We start from the raw sequence: 18,034 nt of genomic DNA, 5'->3' as shown, positions 1-18,034 counted from the left end.
TTCAGCCGCGCCCATCACCGCTCTCGGCATCGAGGCCCGGGAGGATCCCGTCTTCGACGGCGCGGCGCAGCAGGTCGACCTTGGTCGGCGCCGGGCGGCCGATCTCGACGTACTTCGCCCGGATCCGGTCGAGATACTCGCGCGCCGTGGAATGGGCGATGCCCAGTTGCATCGCGACGGCCTTCAACGGCAGGCCCGAGGCGTAGAGGTGGAGGACGTCGCGCTCGCGCCGCCCGAGTTGCGCCTTCGCGAACTCGCGGTCGGCTTCGATCGCACTCGCCCACTCGACGTTCGTGAGCACCCCGCCGCCGGCGACGGTCGCGATCGCGCCGATCACCGCCGACATCGGCGATGCCTTCGGGATGACGCCCGCGGCGCCCGCGGCGAGCGACTCGCGCACGGCGGCGACACGGTCGGCGATGCTGTGCACGAGCACGGCGCTGCCGGTCGCGAGCACCCCCCGAACGTTCTCGGTCACGGAGGTGCCGTCGCCGAGCGAGAGGTCGAGCACCACGACGTCGCACCGCCGCGCTTCGATCACGGGCAGCAGTTCGGCGACGTCGGCCGTGTCGGCCATGACGTCGTAGCCTGCGGCCTCGCATGCCGCGCGCAGACCGATGCGCACCGCCTCGTGATCGTCGACGATCGCCACCGTCGCCGCGGGCTTCGTCGTCTGCGCTTCCTCGGCCACCGGCCCCCCTTCCCGTCGAGTCACACGATAGCGGTCAGACGCGCGACCGCCTCGACGTGATGGGTGTTCGGGAAGAGATCGAAGGCGCGGATCGCGTCGAGCCGGTACCCGTGCTCGGCGAAGATCCCGACGTCGCGGGCGAGCGCGACCGGGTCGCACGCGACGTAGACGAGCTGCCGCGGCGCGAGGGAGGCGAGCCGTTCGACGACCTGGCGCCCGGCGCCGGAGCGCGGCGGATCGAGCACGATGGTCGCGGCGCGCATCCGCTCGCGCTCGGACGGGCTCGCGGCCGCGGCGAGTTCATCCAGGTAGCGATCGACCCGGCCGGTGACGACGCGTGCGCCCACCCAGTCGGCGAGGTTCGCGCCCGCGTGCTCGGTGGCACGAGCATCCGACTCGACGGAGGTGATGCGCACCGCGTCGCCGAAGCGATCGCCGATCGCCGCGGCGAGGAGGCCCACCCCGCCGTAGAGGTCGTGGTTCGCGGCGCGCGGATCGAAGAGCTCATCGTCCACGAGGTCCTGCACTGCGACGCTCAGCGTCGCGGCCGCGCCCCGGTGCACCTGCCAGAAGCCGCCTCGGTCGAGCCTGAAGACCCGGTCGCCGACCTGCTCCTCGATGCGCTGGGTACGGCCGCCCCGCGTCGCCTCGCCGGTGTCGACGACGACCCAGGGGTTGCCGAGCGACGGGGCGACGAGGTCGACCGACAGCGCACCGGCGAAGCGCTCGTCGAGCGGCGCGAGCGGGGCGAGCTCTGGCACGGCGAGCGGCACGGATGCCACGGGGACGACCCGGTGGCTTCGTGCCGCGTACGGACCGACGCGGCCGTCGGCGTCGACCTGGAGGCGGAGCCGGGTACGCCACCCGGTGCCGAGCTCGGGGTCGGCGCCGGGCGCGAGCCCCGGATCGACCGCCTCGACCTCGACGCGGCGCGGAACGCCGCCGAAGCGCGCGAGTGCGTCGACGAGCACCTCGGCCTTCAGCGCGCGTTGGCGGGCCATCGCGATGTGACCGAACTCGGCGCCGCCGGCGCGGTGTTCGGGCGCCCGGTCGACCCCGGCCTCGGCCCAGGGGTGCTCGCGGCGGTCGGGCGAGGCGTCGAGCACCTCGAGTGTCTCGGCGCGCCAGAACCTCGCTTTGCCGGTGTCGGTGACGCGGGCGCGCACGCGCTCGCCCGGAATGGCATCGGCGACGAAGACGACCCGGCCCTCGTGGTGGGCGACGGCGACGCCGCCGTGGGCGATCCGCTCGACGTCGAGTTCGAGCACGGGGCCGTCGAGCCGCGGTTCGGCGGGAGCCGGGCGGGGCGGGCGGGATGCGGCGCCCTGCGCGCGCGCGGGACGACGGGCGCTGCTGCGACGTCGACGATCGGGATTCACCATGCTCCGAGCATTCCACAGCCGCCCTGAGTGCAGGCAGGATGGGGTGATGCGCCTCTACCTCGCTTCGACTTCGCCGGCACGGCTCCAGACCCTTCGCGCCGCGGGCATCGAACCGATCGCCGTCCCGCCCGGCGTCGACGAGCCGGCGGCCGTGGCCGCACGAGAAGCGGAGTCGGGCCCGCTCGAGGCCCGCGAGATGGTGCAGCTGCTCGCCCGGGCCAAGGCCGAGGCGCTCATCGGCGCCAGGCCGGGCGGCGACGAGATCGACGGCCTCATCCTCGGCGGCGACTCGGCGTTCCTCACGGGCGGCGCGATCCACGGCAAGCCGCACACGCCCGACGTGGCGAAGACGCGTTGGCTCGCGCAGAACGGCGGCCACGGCGACCTCTGGTCGGGGCACTGGCTGATCGATCACCGCGGCGGCGAGGTCCGTGGTGCCGTCGGCCGCGCCGACATGGCGACGGTGCGGTTCGCCGCCCTCGACGAGGCCGAGATCGACGCGTACATCGCCACCGGCGAACCGCTGCTCGTCGCGGGCGCGTTCACGGTCGACAGTCTGGGCGGCCCGTTCATCCGCCGCGTCGAAGGCGACCCCTCGACGGTCGTCGGGCTCTCGCTCTCCACCCTGCGCGACCTCGTGCGCGAGCTCGGCGTCGAGTGGACCTCGCTGTGGAACCGGGGCGGCGCCGCCGGGGGCTGACGCCGCGATTGTCGCCTGCCGCAAGAGACATCCATTCATTTTGTGGAGGTCACCCAAAGTCGGCGCCGCCCTGCGCAATAGGCTTGGGAACTATGCCGCGTATCACCAAGGTCCTCATCGCCAACCGTGGAGAGATCGCCGTCCGCGTGATCCGCGCCGCTCGCGACGCCGGCATCGGCTCGGTCGCCGTCTACGCCGACCAGGACCGCGACGCCCGCCACGTGAAGCTCGCCGACGAGGCGTACGCCCTCGAGGGCACCACGAGCGCCGAGACCTACCTCGTCATCGACAAGATCCTCTCGGTCGCCCGCCGCTCGGGCGCCGACGCCGTGCACCCCGGCTACGGCTTCCTCGCCGAGAACCCCGACTTCGCGCGCGCCGTCATCGGCGCCGGCCTCGTCTGGATCGGCCCCTCGCCCGAGGCGATCGAGCGTCTCGGCGACAAGGTCTCCGCCCGCCACGTGGCCGAGAAGGTCGGCGCCCCGCTCGCGCCCGGCACCCTGAACCCCGTCGCGGATGCCTCGGAGGTGCTCGAGTTCGTCGACGTCCACGGCCTGCCCGTGGCGATCAAGGCCGCCTTCGGCGGCGGCGGCCGCGGCCTCAAGGTCGCCCGCACCCGTGAAGAGGTGCCCGAGCTCTTCGAGTCGGCCACCCGCGAGGCGGTCGCCGCCTTCGGCCGGGGCGAGTGCTTCGTCGAGAAGTACCTCGACAAGCCCCGCCACGTCGAGACCCAGTGCCTCGCCGACCAGCACGGCAACGTCGTCGTGGTCTCGACGCGCGACTGCTCGCTGCAGCGCCGCCACCAGAAGCTCGTCGAGGAGGCGCCGGCGCCGTTCCTCAGCGAGGCGCAGCGGTCGGCCCTGTACGAGTCGTCGAAGGCGATCCTTCGCGAAGTGGGCTATGTCGGCGCCGGCACCTGCGAGTTCCTCATCGGCCAGGACGGCACGGTCTCGTTCCTCGAGGTGAACACCCGCCTCCAGGTCGAGCACCCGGTCTCCGAAGAGGTCACCGGCCTCGACCTCGTCCGAGAGCAGTTCCGGCTCGCCGAGGGCGGCGTGCTCGACTACGCCGACCCCGAGACGCAGGGGCACTCGATCGAGTTCCGCATCAACGGCGAAGACCCGGGCCGAGGCTTCCTCCCCGCGCCCGGTCCGATCCACCAGCTCCGCTTCCCGGGCGGCCCCGGGATCCGGGTCGACTCGGGCGTGACCAGCGGCGACGAGATCTCGGGCGCGTTCGACTCGCTGCTCGCGAAGCTCATCGTCACCGGAAAAGACCGTGCGGAGGCGCTCTCGCGCGCGCGTCGAGCCCTCGACGAGTTCGAGGTCGCGGGGCTGCCCACCGTGCTCCCCTTCCACCGTGACATCGTGAACAACCCGGCGTTCGCGCCCGAGGGCGATGCGCCGTTCTCGATCTACACGCGCTGGATCGAGACCGAGTACGACAACCGGCTGGAGCCGTGGTCGGGCGAGCTCGAGGAGTCCGCGGCCCCCGCGGCGCGCACCAGCGTCGTCGTCGAGGTCGCCGGTCGCCGCATCGAGGTCAGCCTTCCGAAGCGGCTCGCCGGCGGAGCATCCGCCGCGAAGCTCACGGCCGGCCCCGCGCCGCGCCGTCGCACCGGATCGCACGCCGTCGACACCGGTACCGGCGACGCCGTGAAGGCGCCGATGCAGGCGACCGTCGTGAAGGTCGCCGTCGCCGAGGGCGACAAGGTCGTCAAGGGCGATCTCGTGCTCGTGCTCGAGGCCATGAAGATGGAGCAGCCGATCGTCGCCCACAAGGACGGCGTGATCGGCGGCGTGAACGCCGAGGCCGGCGCGACCGTCTCGAGCGGGCACCTGCTGCTGTCGATCGCCGACGCGTAGCTCGCCCGCCATCGCCGCTGCCTCCTGATCGGCGACCGGCTGCTGTTCTCGCCGTCGTCATCGATCGTCTGCTCGGCCGAATCCGGCGCGACCGCACTGACGCTGCACGCGACGACGCGCCGTTCCCTTCGACGGAGCCGGGCGCTCCGAGCCGAGCCGTCAGCAGCTCGACCTCGCTGACGCGCCGCTCGAGGCCGAGCCGCACGCGGCGACACGCACCGCCGGTGCCGAACGGCGTCGCCGCGCTTGCGTCGCACTCGTCGAACCCGTTTCCGCGACGCCGTGAAGCCGCCGCTTGATCGCGAGTCCTCCAGCGGCCTCTCGCAGGTCCGTGGTGATGGGCATTCACGACGCACGATGCACGATGCACGACCGATGATTCGGCGTTCTCTCCTCGTCGTGGAGCGCGTTCGTACGGCACGCCCTCATCACCCGGGTTCCGCCGAATCTTCGCTCCGAGCGTCGTTGGGCGCAGCCGCCGCCAGCGCGCAGCATGCCCTCGATCGGCAGTGGCATTGATTTGCTCGGCGCATTCATGTGTGCAAGAGTGGTACCGGTACCAATTGGTACCGGTACCACTCTGCGGCGCGGCCGAGACGAGCCCGTTCGTCCGTGCGCGTCCCACCCGAAAGGACCCGAATGCTCGGCTTCGACCCGGATATCTACCAACGCGTCGTCGGCGGCGCCGGCGCGCTCCGTCCGCAGATCGAGCAGGTCGCCGATGCCGTCACCGCACGCGGCTACGACTCGCTCTACCTCATCGGCTCTGGCGGCTCGTACGCCGCGATGTGGCCCTACGAGCACCTCATCACCCGTGAGTCGACACTGCGCGTGACGTCGGTCATCGCCGCCGAGCTCGTGCTCACCGGCGACCCGCGCCTCACCGAGCGCTCGGTCGCCGTCTTCTCCTCGCTCTCTGGCACGACCGCCGAGACCATCACCGCGCTCGCCTACTGCCGCGAACGCGGGGTCACCACGATCGCCCTCACCGGGCACCCCGACAGCCCGATCGCGCACGCCGCCGACCACGTTCTCGTGAACTGGGCCGACGACGAGACGGCGGGAGAGTCGATCGACATCCAGCTGCTGCTGCTCGCGACCGCGCTGTTGAATCGCCGTGGAGAGTTCGACGCCTACGAGCGTCTGGCCGACGAGCTCGGCGACCTCACCGCGGCACTCACCGCGGTGCAGGAACAGGCCGATCCGATTGCTGCGGCGTTCGCTGAACGCCATGCCGAGACCGAGTATCACTTCCTCACCGGCGCAGGCAACCTCTGGGGCTTCACCTACAACTACTCGATGTGCATCCTCGAAGAGATGCAGTGGCTGCACACCACGCGAGTGCACGGCGCCGAGTTCTTCCACGGCTCGCTCGAGCTCATCGAGAAGGACACGAGCGTCATCGTCTTCGTGGGCGAAGACGAGACCCGCCCACTCATGGAGCGCGTCTGCCGCTTCACCGAGCGCTACAACGAGAACACCACGGTCATCGACACCGCGGACTATCCGGTCGCGGGAATCTCGCCCGAATTCCGCGGCCTCGTCGCGCCGATCGTCGTGGACGCCGTCACGATCCGTTTCAGCAAGCACCTCGAACGCGCACGCAACCACTCGCTCACCAAGCGTCGCTACTACCGCACGGTCGAGTACTGATGACCGGCCGCCCTGCACGCGTCGTCGGCTTCGGCGACAATGTCGTCGACCGCTTCACTGAACGCGGAGTGCTCTACCCCGGCGGCAACTGCGTGAACTTCGCGGTCTTCGCCGGGCGTCTGGGTGCGGAGTCCGCCTACCTCGGCGTGCTCGGCTCCGACGATGCAGCCAGGCACTTGCGCGCTTCGCTCACCGCTCTCGGCGTCTCGACCGAGCGTTGCGTCGAACGGGAGGGCGACACCGGCTGGTGCGACGTCACCGTCGTCGACGGTGACCGCGTGTTCGGCAATTGGGATGCGGGCGTGGTGCTCGAGCAGCCGTTCGAGCCGTCCGCCGACGATTACGCCTACCTCGCCGGCTTCGACCTCGTGCACATGAGCGCCTACGCCGGCCTCGAGCCGCATCTCGCCGAGCTGCGGACGCACGCGCGTCTGGTGTCGTTCGACCTCTCCGACGAGGCCGAGCAGCGCTCGGCCGAGTACCTCGACGGCGTCGCACCCTGGGTCGACCTTGCGGTGCTCTCGCTCGCCGATCTCGACTGGCCGGCCGCCGAGGCGCTCGCACGGGAGGTGCACGCCCGCGGCGCCGGACTGTGCCTCGTGACCCGCGGGCTCGAGGGCTCCGCAGTCTTCGACGGCGAACGGATGCACCGCGCCGACGCCGTGGAGATCGACGCCCACGACACCATGGGTGCGGGTGATGCCTTCATCACCGCCTTCACCCTCACCCTGCTCGAGCATGGCTGGTCGCGAGACACGGCCCTCCCCGCGCTCGTGATCGAAACCGCCCTGCGCCGCTCGGCCCGATTCGCCGCCGAGCAGTGCGCGGTGGACGGTGCCTTCGGCTACCCGAAAGAGATCCTGCAATGACGCAACCTGCTCCCTCCGAGTCCTCCGCCGACCAGCAGGAGACGACCGCGCCGGGGACGGTGTCCGGCGCCGTTCCCGGCACCGAGACGACGGCGTACGCCACCGCCGAGCGCGAGCACGAGACGAATCGCCGATTCGGGACGAAGCAACGCACCATCGCCGGCTACACCGGCGTGCTCGTGGTGTTCCTCGTGAGCCTGCTGTCCCCCTCGGGCGAAGGCGCCGACTACGGCTGGTGGAGCCTGCTGCCGGCCGCGACGCTGTTCGGCTTCATCCTCACCACGCATCGCGTGATCGAGGGCTTCATCTGGAGCGGTGCCCTCGCGATCTTCATGATCGCCCGCGGCGACCTCGCCACAGCGTGGATGGACGCCCTCTACGGCCAGCTCACAGACCCCGACAACATGGCACTGCTGGTGCTTCTCGTCGCGATCGGCGGCCTGCTCGGCGTTTTCGAGAAGATGGGACTCGCCGCCTCATTTGCGCGCGCCGCGTCGAAACTGGCCCGGGGGCCGCGCGCGGCGGGGCTCGTGACCTCGGTCTCGTCGCTCCTGCTCAGCAATGACAGCTACCTCTCAGCATCGGGCGTCGGCGTCAGCATGAGTCCGCTCAATCGCAGATACGGACTGCCGCGCACCTTCACCGCCGCAGTCATCCGATCGACCGGCGAGCCCGGCACCACGCTCAACCCGATCGGATCGACTTCGGCGCTCATCGCGGGCCTGCTCGTGGCCGCGGGCTACGGCGCCAGCGAGTTCGGTGTCTACCTCGAGGTGCTGCCGTTCCTCTTCTATTCCATGGCGGCGGTCATCATCGGCGTCCTGCTCTCGGCGCGTGTGATTCCCGTCTTCGGGCCACTGAAATCCGACTTCGCCGCAGTGACGGAGGCATCCGACGTCACCGACGACGGCGAAGAGCGGAAGCTGCCGAACTTCCTGAACTTCCTCGTGCCCGTCGCCGTCGTGATCGCGACCACGCTCATGTTCGGGCAGATTCAGCTCGGATTCATCCTCGCGATCATGATCACAGGGGTGCTGCTCGTCATCCAGCGGTTCACGACCATCGCCGACTACGTCGACGCGGTGATCGACGGCATGAAGGACATCTTCCCGCTGGTCATCTTGATGGCGCTCGCGTTCGTGCTCGTGCACGGCATCTCGACCCTCGGCTTCACCGAATTCGTCATCGAGGGCGTGTCAGGCGTGATCGCACCGCAATGGTTGCCGCTCGTGATCTTCGCGATCTTCGGCGCCACCGAGATGCTCGTCACCCTCAACTGGTCGCTGTACATCCTGCTCGTGCCCGTGCTCGTGCAGCTGTCGGCGCAGGTCGGTGCCAGCACACCCGCCACAGTCGCAGCGCTGCTCTCGGCCGGCACCTTCGGCATCGCCGCGGCGATCTCCTCGGACGTGGGTCTGCTCACCGCGAGCTCGACGCGCGTGCCTCTGTACCGCCACTGGATCACGAACCTGCCGTACCAGCTCGTCGCCGCGGGGATCGCGCTCGTCGGCTTCACCGTGGTGGGGCTCGTCGGGGTCACGGCTTGATCGCCGACCTCGTCGTCGTCGGCCGCAGCATCCACCCTGGGGCCGCCGCCGCCGGCCCCGGGTTCGTGGCTGTGGCCGGCAACCGCATCATCGCAGTCGACACCACGGATGCTTCGCCCGACGCGTTCATCGGCGCGCGCACCGACGTGGTCGATGCGCGCGCCGCGACCGTCGTCGCCGGCCTGCACGACAACCATGTGTTCTTCACCTCGCAGCTGCTCGAGCACGGCGGCCTCGACGTCGCGACATTGAGCGACGAAGAGGTCGGGGCCGCGGCCCGAACCGCGACGAGCGCGGGGCGGTCGCTCGCGGTACGCGGCGTCGATGCTGCGCGGGCCGTGACGCTCGTTGCGGCTGCCGAAGACGAGAACGTCTACTGCGACCTCGTTGCGATCGCTCACGAGCGCACTGCGATTGTCGCGACCCGGGCGGCGACTCAGCGGCTCGGAGAGCTCGATCCGGGTTCGAACGAGTCGCTGCACGCCCTGTACGCCCAGCTCGCCGACGACGAAGGGGCTGTGCAGGCCGCGTTCGCGGCAGCGGCCGAGCGGATGCACCGTGGTGGCGTCGTCTCGGTGAAGGACATCGCCTTCGACACTCATCTCGGCATGCTTCCCGCAATCGATCGGATGCTGACGAATGGAACGCTCGCGCTGCGGTACGCCTTCGCCTCGCAGGCGGTGGCAGCCGTGCCCGATCTCGACGCCGGGGCTGCCTGGGCAGGCCGCCCGGGCGCTCGGTTCCACGGCTACAAGCTCATGACCGACGGCTCCTTCGACGAGCTGACGGCCGAGCTGCTCCCGCCCGACGACCGCTGGCGCCGTGCGCAGCACGCCGAGGTCGACTACGAGGCGCTCGCGACACAGGCTCAGCGGGTGCTCGCCGCCGGGTTCCGCTTGGCCCTCAACGCCGACGGTGACGGAGCCGCACGCGCCTGCATCGAGGTCTTCGAGGACTTCGCCCAGCACGGGACGCTCCCAGCGGGCTGCTCGCTCTCCGACGCCAGCCTCGTCGACGCCATCGACGCCGGCCGACTCGGTCGACTCGGCATCGGTGTCGAGACGTATCCGCAGCTGCTGCGTTACCCGGGGTACGACCGAGCGCTGATGGAGGAACTGCTGGGGGCGCACCGCGGCGAACGACTCGGCAACTTCGCGGCGATGCTCGCCTCCGGAGTCGCGGTGACGGCGGGCACGGACTTCCCGCTGTTCAACCCGAGCCTGCCGGAGGCCATGCTGTCTGCGAGCGAACGCGTACTCGGCGACGGCGACGTGGCCGCACGCTGGGTGACGGGCAACGCCGTCTCGCGGGACGCCGTCGTCGCGATGTGGACGACCGTGGCGGCCAGGGCGATGGGACAGCCCGGGGAATGGGGCGTACTCGCGCCCGGTGCCGCGGCCGACCTCGTCGTCTACGACCGAGAGCTACTGCACGCGCGGCCCGAGGAACTGCTCGACGCAGTGCCCGCGCTGGTGTTGGCGGACGGCCGGGTCGTGCATGCCGCGTAAGTCGGCGCGCCCAGAGCGACGGCACCTGCGCCGCCCAGCGTCTGCACGATGCGGCCGTCTGCCCAATACACTGAATCGGTGACGACCGTGGACACCGCGAAGCCCACCCTCTCCGAGGTCGCCCGACGTGCCGGAGTCGGCCGGTCATCGGCGGCGCGCGTGCTCGGCAACTACGGCTCGGTGAGCGCGCACACCCGCGAACGGGTGCTCGCAGCGGCGCGCGAACTCGGCTACGAGACGAACGAGCTCGCCCGCAGTATGAGCACCGGCGTCACGATGACGCTCGGCGTGGTGGTCGCCGACATCGCCAACCCGTTCTTCGCCGGCGTCCTGCGAGGCATCGCCGACGCGGCCCGAGAGGCCGGTTACGGCACCGTCCTGGTCAACACCGACGAAGATGAGGCCCGTGAAGACGAGGCCGTGCGCCTGCTCATGGGCAAGCAGGTCGACGGCATCGTGATCGCGCCGGCGGGCGGCGCGGCCGCAGACCCCAACCCATTGCGCACGGCACAGCTGCGCGGGGTGCCGATTGTGCAGATCGACCGCACCCTCGCCGGCCTCGAGGCCGATGCCGTGGTCATGGACAACCGCCACGCGGCACGCGATGCGACCGAGCTCCTGATCGCGGCAGGGCACCGGCGGATCGCGCTCGTTTGGGGACCGGCACGGCTGGGCCGGCAGACGGTGACGCCGAGCTCCCTGGAGCGGTGGGCGACGACGACTGAGCTCACGAGCGTCGGCGAGCGCTTCCTCGGGTACCGTGCGGCGCTCGATGCAGCTGACCTCGAGCTCGACCCGGCGATCGTCATGACCGGCGAGCAGTCGATTGCGGGGGTGCGGGCGTTCGTGCGCACCGTGCTCGCGACGCCGCGCCCCCCGACCGCATTCATCGCGACCGAGCTCGACGCCGTCATCGGCGTGCTCGAGGAGGTTCACGCGGCGGGGTTGCGTGTGCCGGCTGACATGTCGATCGTCGGCTTCGACGACTCACCGTGGGCGAGCGTGTTCGATCCGCCGATCACCACCGTGCGGCAGCCGGTGCAGCGCCTCGGCGAGCACGCCGCCCGACGTCTCATCGAACGCATCTCCGGAGCCGGCGGCGAGCCCTTCGTCGACCACCTCGCCTCGGAGCTCATCGACCGCGGGTCGATCGCGGCCCCGCGAGGGTGAGATCGGCTTCGTCGGGCATTCGTTCGTGGCACAACCCCGCAGACGTGTCATGGGGTGCCCTGCGCGGTCGGAACCTCGACCTCGCTGACGCTTCCGGCCATCCGCGAGTGGCGGCGGCCGTAGAGGAGGTAGATGACGATGCCGATCGCGAGCCACACGAGGAACCGCACCCAGGTGAGCGTCGTCAGGTTGAACATCAGCCAGAGGCAGAGCGCGGCGGAGAGGATCGGCAGCACCGGGGAGAACGGCACCCGGAACCCGCGCGGCAGTTCGGGCCGGGTGCGCCGCATCACCACGATGCCGATCGACACGAGCACGAACGCCGAGAGCGTGCCAATGTTGATCATCTCCTCCAGCAGGCCGACGTCGGTGAACGCGGCGACGAACGCCACCACCGTGCCCGCGATGATCTGGACCCGGGCGGGAGTCTTCGTGCGCTCGGTCGTCTTCGACAGCCACCGCGGCAGGAGTCCGTCGCGACTCAGCGCGAACACGATGCGCGAGAGCCCGAGGAGGATGATCATGATCACCGTCGTGAGGCCGGCCAGGGCCCCGAGCGAGATCACGGCCGACGCCCAATCCTGCCCGACGAGACGGAACGCGGTCGCGAGCGACGGCGTCTCCTCCTCGGCGAGTTCGCGGTACGACACCATCCCGGTCATCACGATCGAGACGAGCACGTAGAGCAGCGTCACGATGCCGAGTCCGATGAAGATGCCGCGGGGCAGGGTGCGCTGCGGTGCTCGCACCTCCTCGGCGCTCGTCGCGACCACATCGAAGCCGATGAAGGCGAAGAACACGAGGGCGGCCGCCGAGAGCATGCCGAACACACCGTACTGCGCCGGTGCGGCACCGGTCGCCCAGGAGAACAGCGACTGCGTCCACACGTCGGTCGCGCCGCCCTCGGTCGGCACCGCCTCGGGGATGAAGGGGGTGAAATTCACGGCCTTCACGAAGACGAAGCCCACGACGATCACGAACAGCACGATCGCCACCTTGATGATCGTGAAGACCGCGCCGACGCGGGCGGTCAGCTTCGTGCCGGCGACGAGGAGCGCGGTGAACACCGCCACGATGAGGAACGCCGGCCAGCTCACCTCGAGCCCGCCGAGGTCGAAGGTCGACGGGAACGGCAGCCCGAAGGCGAGCAGCGCCTCACCGAGGTAGACGCCCCAGTACTTCGCGAGCACCGCCGCCGCGGTGAAGAGCTCGAGGATGAGGTCCCATCCGATGATCCAGGCGAGCAACTCCCCCATCGTCGCGTAGGTGAAGGTGTAGGCACTGCCCGCGACCGGCACGGTCGAGGCGAACTCGGCGTAGCACATGATGGCGAGCCCGCACGTGACGGCGGCGAGCACGAACGAGACGATGACGCTGGGACCGGCGAAGTTCGCCGCCGCCTGCGCCCCGACCGAGAAGATGCCGGCGCCCACGGCGACCGCGATGCCCATGAGGGCGAGATCCCAGGTGCCGAGCGAGCGCTTCAGGCTGCGCTCCTCGTCGTGGGAGTCGGCGATCGACGCCTCGACGGACTTCACTCGCAGCTTCATCGCCACCCCCGGTTGGGCGCCGCCCCCGCGGCGCCCGATCACCTCAGCGTACGACGTGCATGGCCCTCGCGGCATCGGTCAGCGAACCGCTGAGCGACGGGTACACGGGGAACGCCTCGGCGAACTGGTCGACGGTGAGCCGGTGCTCGACGGCGAGCGCGAGCGGGAAGATCAGCTCGGAGGCCTTCGGCGCGACGATGACGCCGCCGATGATCGAGCCCGAGCCGCTCGAGGCGAAGAGCTTCACGAAGCCCTCGCGGATGCCCATCATCTTCGCGCGCGGGTTCGACGAGAGCGGCAGCTTGTACACGACGCCGGGGACGACGCCCTCTTCGATCTCCTTCTGCGTCCACCCGACGGTCGCGATCTCGGGCTGCGTGAAGATGTTCGAGGTGATGTTGCGATTCTCGGGCGGGTTCACGATGTCGCCCATCGCGTGGAACACGGCCGTGCGCCCCTGCATCGAGGCGACCGAGGCGAGCGGCAGGAAGGTCGTGCAGTCGCCGGCCGCATAGATGTTCGGGATGGAGGTGCGTGCCACCCGGTTCACCCGGATGTGGCCCGACTCTGCCAACTGCACGCCGGCCTGCTCGAGGCCGAGGTCTCGGGTGTTCGGCACCGAGCCGACCGCCATCAGGCAGTGGGAGCCCCGCACCTCACGGCCGTCGCTGAGCGTCGCGACGACGGCGTCGCCGTCGCGCACGACCGATTCGGCGCGCGACTTGTTGAGCACCTTCATGCCGTTGCGCTTGAAGACCTTCTCGATCACGGATGCCGCGTCCGCGTCTTCGCCCGGAAGGACCTGATCGCGGCTCGAGATGAGGGTGACCTTGGCGCCGAGCGCCCGGTACGCCGAGGCGAACTCGGCACCGGTGACGCCCGAGCCCACGACGATGAGGTGCTCGGGAACCTGCTGAAGCGAATAGAGCTGGGTCCAGGTGAGGATGCGCTCGCCGTCGGGGACGGCGGTCGGCAGCACGCGGGGCGTCGCACCGACCGAGAGCACGAGCGTGTCGGCCTCGATGCGGTCGAAGTCGGTGCCGCCCTTCGACGTCGCGACGATGACGGCGTTCGGGCCGTCGAGTCGGCCCTCGCCGTGCACGAGGTGGACGCCGGCCTCGATGAGGTTCGAGCGCATGTCGTCCGACTGCTGCGCCGCGAGCCCGAGGAGCCGCTTGTTCACTGCGGCGAGGTTGATCGCGACGTTCGGCTTGACGGCCTTCTCCGAGTCGCCCTTGGCGTAGAACTGCACGCCGAGATCGGCGGCCTCCTTCACCGCGTTCGACGCCTCGGCGGTGGCGATGAGCGACTTCGAGGGAACCACATCGGTGAGCACCGCCGAGCCGCCGACGCCGGCACGTTCGACCAGCGTGACCTCGGCGCCGAGCTGGGCGGCGGCGAGGGCGGCCTCGTACCCGCCCGGACCTCCTCCGAGGACGGCGATCCGTTGCGTGCGCTCGAACTCGTAGGACATGCTCACATTCTGCCAGTTTCACGGGCACGGCCAGCACATGCGCAGCTTCGCGCCGAAGCATCCGACGCGTTCTAGAGTGGTGGGATGCACGATGCGAACCCGCTGGACGACCCCACTGCCGACCCGTTCGAGGTGGCCGCAGCCGCCGCCGCGAAGATCGCCGAACTCACGGGTGTGCAGCGCCACGACGTCGCGCTGACGCTCGGCAGCGGCTGGGGGCGTGCCGCTGAACTCATCGGCGAGACGACCCACACGCTCGCAGCGACCGAGGTGCCGGGCTTCTCGAAGCCCGCGCTCGAGGGGCATGCGGGCACCCTGCGCTCGGTGCTGCTGCCGAGCGGCAGGCGCGCACTCGTGATCGGCGCCCGCACCCATTACTACGAGGGCCACGGCGTGCGTCGGGTCGTGCACTCGGTGCGCACTGCGGCCGCCACCGGCGCGACGACGATGATCCTCACGAACGGCGCCGGCGGCATCAAAGAGCACTGGACGCCCGGCACCCCCGTGCTGATCAGCGACCACCTCAACCTCACGGCCGACTCCCCGCTCGAGGGCGCGACCTTCATCGACCTCACCGACCTGTACTCGCAGCGGTTGCGCGACCTCGCGCACTCGATCGCCCCCGGTCTCGACGAGGGCGTGTACTGCCAGTTCCGCGGCCCGCACTACGAGACCCCGGCCGAGGTGCAGATGGCGAAGACCATCGGCGGGCACATCGTCGGCATGTCGACCGCGCTCGAGGCGATCGCCGCCCGCCAGGCCGGCATGGAGGTGCTCGGCATGTCGCTCATCACGAACCTCGCCGCCGGCATCCAGCAGACGCCGCTGAGCCACGCCGAGGTGATCGAGGCCGGGCAGGCCGCCGAGCCCGTGATCAGCGCCCTGCTCGCGAAGATCGTCGCCGCGCTCTGAGCGCCGCCCGCAGGAAGGACCGACGCATGACGCACGAACCCGACGCCCGCGACGCAGAACGCGTCGCCGCCGCCTCGGCCTGGATCGCACAGGACCCCGACCCCGAGACCCGAGACGAGCTCGCCGCGATCATCGAGTCCGTGCGCGGCGGCGACGCCGCGGCATCCGCCGAACTCGCCGACCGCTTCGATGCGCGCCTCGAGTTCGGCACCGCGGGGCTCCGCGGCGAGATCGCCGCGGGCCCGAACCGCATGAACCGCGTGCTCGTCTCGCAAGCGGCCGCCGGGCTCGCCGCGTACCTGCTCGAGCACGCCGCGCCGGGCCGGGCCCCCTCGGTCGTCATCGGCTACGACGGGCGCAAGAACTCGGCCGTCTTCGCCCGTGACACCGCCGAGATCATGGCGGGGGCGGGGGTGCGCGCCATCCTGTTGCCACGCCTGCTGCCGACCCCGGTACTGGCCTTCGCCGTGCGCCATCTCGAGACCTCGGCGGGCGTCATGGTGACGGCCTCGCACAACCCGCCGAACGACAACGGCTACAAGGTGTACCTCGGCGGCGAGCACCACGGTTCGCAGATCGTCGCCCCATCCGACGCCGAGATCGCGGCGCACATCCTGCGCGTCGCGTCGACCGCGACCGTGCCCGAACTGCTGCGCGCCGGCTTCGAGACCGCCACCGAGGACGTCGTCGACGAGTACGTGCGCCGGACCGCCGCGAGCGCCGCCCCCGGCGCGCCCGCGTCGCAGCCGCGCGTCGTCTACACGGCGATGCACGGCGTCGGCTGGGAGACGGCGTCACGCGTGCTCGAGGCCGCCGGGTTCGACGCCCCCGCGCTCGTCGAGGCGCAGATCGCGCCCGACGCCGCGTTCCCGACGGTCTCCTTCCCGAACCCCGAGGAGCCCGGCGCGATGGACCTCTCGTTCGAGCTCGCGCGCGCCGTCGACGCCGAACTGGTCGTCGCGAACGACCCCGACGCCGACCGGCTCGCGGTCGCGATCCCCGACGCAGCCGCGCCCGACGGCGCAGGGTACCGCCGGCTGACCGGCAACGAGGTCGGCCTCACGCTCGGGTGGCTCGCAGCGCGCCGCGCTCCAGCGAGCGCACGCGGCGACGGCGGCCCGTCGGGCTCGCTCGCCTGCTCGATCGTCTCCTCCCCCGGCCTCGAGGCCGTCGCCCGCGCCTACGGGCTCGACTTCGAGGCGACGCTCACCGGCTTCAAGTGGATCTCACGGGCGCCCGGCCTCGTCTTCGGCTTCGAGGAGGCGCTCGGCTATCTCGTGAACCCCGAAGTCGTCCGCGACAAGGACGGCATCTCGGCGGCGGCCGCGTTCCTCTCGCTCGCGGCCGAGCTGAAGGCCGAGGGCAAGACGGTCGCCGATCACCTCGACGAGTTCGTCGAGCGATTCGGATGCCACGCCTCCGGCCAGATCTCGATCCGCGTCACCGAGCTCTCGCGCATCGGCGCGGTCATGGCGCGGCTGCGCGCCGAACCGCCGGCCTCGGTCGGTGGCATCCGCGTCGAGCGCATCGAGGACCTCGCCGACGGTTTCGGCTCGCTCCCCCCGTCGGATGTGCTGCGGATCGTGCTCGACGGCGGCGCTCGGGTGATGGTGCGCCCGAGCGGCACGGAGCCGAAACTCAAGGTCTACCTCGACGCCGTCTCGGAGGAGGGCACCGTCGCCGAGCGCCGTGCTGCGGCGACGGCGACGATCGCGACGCTCGAGGCCGGCATGCGCGAGCTGGTGGCCTGATCAGCTGTGCCGGCCAGTGGACATCCCCGCCGGCGGCCGTCCACCACGGGCTTCGAACCCCGACTCCGCGCCTGAACTCGTGAGCATCGGGGTTTCGTCGCGGATTCGTGGTTCACACCTGAACCGGGCGAGTGCGTCAGCCGAGCGAGCGCTCGAGGAGCCGCGAGATCTCGTCGACGTCGAAGTAGTTCGTCACCTCGACCACCTCGGCGAAGCTCCGCCCGACGGCCTGACGCACCGCCGGCGCGAGTTCGCTCGAGGTGAGGATCACCTGCGCGTCGGCCGCGGCGGCGGCGATGCCCGCGAGATCGCTCGCATCGACGTCGGCGGTGAGTTCGAGGCGTTCGAGGGCGCGCTCGGCATTGACCTTGAGAATTGCGGAGGTGCCGATGCCCACGCCGCAGACCGCGATGATCTTCATGCCGCACCCCCTCCCGCCACTGCGCCTCCACCGACGCCGATGCCGAGGAGCGCGCGAACCTCTGCGGCATCGCGCGCACGGGCGAGCCGATCGACCGCCCCGGCATCGTTGAAGACGTTCGCGAGGTTCGCGACCGAGGCCACGTGCTCCTCCGCGTTCTCGACCGCGAGGCCGACGACGACTCGCACCGGATCGTTGTGCGGGTGCCCGAATGCGACCGGCTCGGCGAGCGTCACGACCGCGAGCCCCTCGCGGCGCACGTCGCGCCCTGGCCGGGCGTGTGCGAGCGCGAGCCCGGGGGCGATGACGACGTAGGCGCCGAACTCCTCGATGACCGCGATCATGCGGTCGGCGTAGTCCGATCGGGTCGCGCCCGAGCGGGTGAGCGCGCGCCCGGTCTCACGCACGGCACTGCGCCAGTCGACGGCGTGCGCGCCGATGACGACGGCCTCGTCGGGAAGGGGTGGGAGGTTCATCTCGGGTCCGTTCGGGGGCGGCGGAGCGGACGGCGTGGGCGCGTGGCATCCGCCGTCGGCAGCGT

Annotated in this window: 15 protein-coding genes; 9 read left to right on the top strand and 6 right to left on the bottom strand. The window is 70.8% G+C overall.

Annotated features, from left to right (window positions below; all coding sequences use genetic code 11):
* Window position 1: 1 nt before the first annotated feature.
* The gene (locus tag H516_RS0103240) at window positions 2–691 is read right to left on the bottom strand and encodes a response regulator transcription factor (protein ID WP_022888288.1); all 690 of its coding nucleotides are present in this window, start codon (window positions 689–691) and stop codon (window positions 2–4) included.
* A gap of 20 nt (window positions 692–711) precedes the next feature.
* Complete coding sequence (locus H516_RS0103235; RefSeq protein ID WP_157432123.1) at window positions 712–2,073, bottom strand: class I SAM-dependent RNA methyltransferase; 1,362 nt, start codon at window positions 2,071–2,073, stop codon at window positions 712–714.
* Window positions 2,074–2,119: 46 nt separating this feature from the next.
* Here H516_RS0103235 and H516_RS0103230 point away from each other — a divergent pair, with 46 nt between their 5' ends.
* The 7 genes from H516_RS0103230 to H516_RS0103200 all read left to right on the top strand — a co-directional run bounded on the left by H516_RS0103230 (window position 2,120) and on the right by H516_RS0103200 (window position 11,385).
* On the top strand, window positions 2,120–2,773 hold the full coding sequence (locus H516_RS0103230) for a Maf family protein (RefSeq protein WP_022888286.1): 654 nt from the start codon (window positions 2,120–2,122) through the stop codon (window positions 2,771–2,773).
* A 92-nt stretch (window positions 2,774–2,865) separates the two neighbouring features.
* On the top strand, window positions 2,866–4,638 hold the full coding sequence (locus tag H516_RS0103225) for an acetyl/propionyl/methylcrotonyl-CoA carboxylase subunit alpha (RefSeq protein WP_022888285.1): 1,773 nt from the start codon (window positions 2,866–2,868) through the stop codon (window positions 4,636–4,638).
* Window positions 4,639–5,277: 639 nt separating this feature from the next.
* On the top strand, window positions 5,278–6,291 hold the full coding sequence (locus tag H516_RS0103220; protein WP_022888284.1) for an SIS domain-containing protein: 1,014 nt from the start codon (window positions 5,278–5,280) through the stop codon (window positions 6,289–6,291).
* Complete coding sequence (locus tag H516_RS0103215; RefSeq protein ID WP_022888283.1) at window positions 6,291–7,160, top strand: PfkB family carbohydrate kinase; 870 nt, start codon at window positions 6,291–6,293, stop codon at window positions 7,158–7,160. The genes H516_RS0103220 and H516_RS0103215 overlap by 1 nt, the downstream gene beginning before the upstream one ends.
* Complete coding sequence (locus tag H516_RS0103210) at window positions 7,157–8,707, top strand: Na+/H+ antiporter NhaC family protein (RefSeq protein WP_022888282.1); 1,551 nt, start codon at window positions 7,157–7,159, stop codon at window positions 8,705–8,707. The genes H516_RS0103215 and H516_RS0103210 overlap by 4 nt, the downstream gene beginning before the upstream one ends.
* Window positions 8,704–10,215 carry an amidohydrolase family protein gene (locus H516_RS0103205; protein ID WP_022888281.1) on the top strand — a complete coding sequence of 504 codons (1,512 nt, stop codon included), beginning with the start codon at window positions 8,704–8,706 and terminating at the stop codon, window positions 10,213–10,215. Before H516_RS0103210 ends, H516_RS0103205 begins: the two co-directional genes overlap by 4 nt.
* A 78-nt stretch (window positions 10,216–10,293) precedes the next feature.
* On the top strand, window positions 10,294–11,385 hold the full coding sequence (locus tag H516_RS0103200) for a LacI family DNA-binding transcriptional regulator (RefSeq protein WP_022888280.1): 1,092 nt from the start codon (window positions 10,294–10,296) through the stop codon (window positions 11,383–11,385).
* Between the two features lie 47 nt (window positions 11,386–11,432).
* Here H516_RS0103200 and H516_RS18000 read toward each other — a convergent pair whose 3' ends face one another.
* Together H516_RS18000 and H516_RS0103190 are read right to left on the bottom strand one after the other, a co-directional pair.
* Window positions 11,433–12,935 (bottom strand): APC family permease, encoded by a 1,503-nt coding sequence (locus H516_RS18000; protein ID WP_051138692.1) that lies wholly within the window; start codon window positions 12,933–12,935, stop codon window positions 11,433–11,435.
* Between the two features lie 43 nt (window positions 12,936–12,978).
* Complete coding sequence (locus H516_RS0103190; RefSeq protein ID WP_022888278.1) at window positions 12,979–14,409, bottom strand: NAD(P)H-quinone dehydrogenase; 1,431 nt, start codon at window positions 14,407–14,409, stop codon at window positions 12,979–12,981.
* A gap of 84 nt (window positions 14,410–14,493) precedes the next feature.
* Here H516_RS0103190 and H516_RS0103185 point away from each other — a divergent pair, with 84 nt between their 5' ends.
* Window positions 14,494–15,321 (top strand): purine-nucleoside phosphorylase, encoded by an 828-nt coding sequence (locus tag H516_RS0103185; RefSeq protein WP_022888277.1) that lies wholly within the window; start codon window positions 14,494–14,496, stop codon window positions 15,319–15,321.
* Window positions 15,322–15,347: 26 nt separating this feature from the next.
* Entirely contained in the window at window positions 15,348–17,072 is a 1,725-nt protein-coding gene (locus tag H516_RS0103180) for a phospho-sugar mutase (protein ID WP_022888276.1), read from the top strand.
* Between the two features lie 136 nt (window positions 17,073–17,208).
* On the opposite strand, the gene H516_RS0103175 is transcribed toward H516_RS0103180, so the two are convergent.
* Together H516_RS0103175 and H516_RS17995 are read right to left on the bottom strand one after the other, a co-directional pair.
* A complete protein-coding gene (locus H516_RS0103175; RefSeq protein ID WP_026378358.1) occupies window positions 17,209–17,493 on the bottom strand; it encodes a PTS sugar transporter subunit IIB in 285 nt (94 codons plus the stop codon).
* Entirely contained in the window at window positions 17,490–17,969 is a 480-nt protein-coding gene (locus H516_RS17995) for a PTS sugar transporter subunit IIA (RefSeq protein ID WP_051138662.1), read from the bottom strand. The genes H516_RS0103175 and H516_RS17995 overlap by 4 nt, the downstream gene beginning before the upstream one ends.
* Window positions 17,970–18,034 lie beyond the last annotated feature (65 nt).

The organism is Agromyces italicus DSM 16388 (genome assembly GCF_000421545.1).
Classification (GTDB): Bacteria; Actinomycetota; Actinomycetes; order Actinomycetales; family Microbacteriaceae; genus Agromyces; species Agromyces italicus.
The sequence above is the reverse complement of the archived record's forward strand: the minus strand, read 5'-3'. Positions and strand labels throughout refer to the sequence as shown.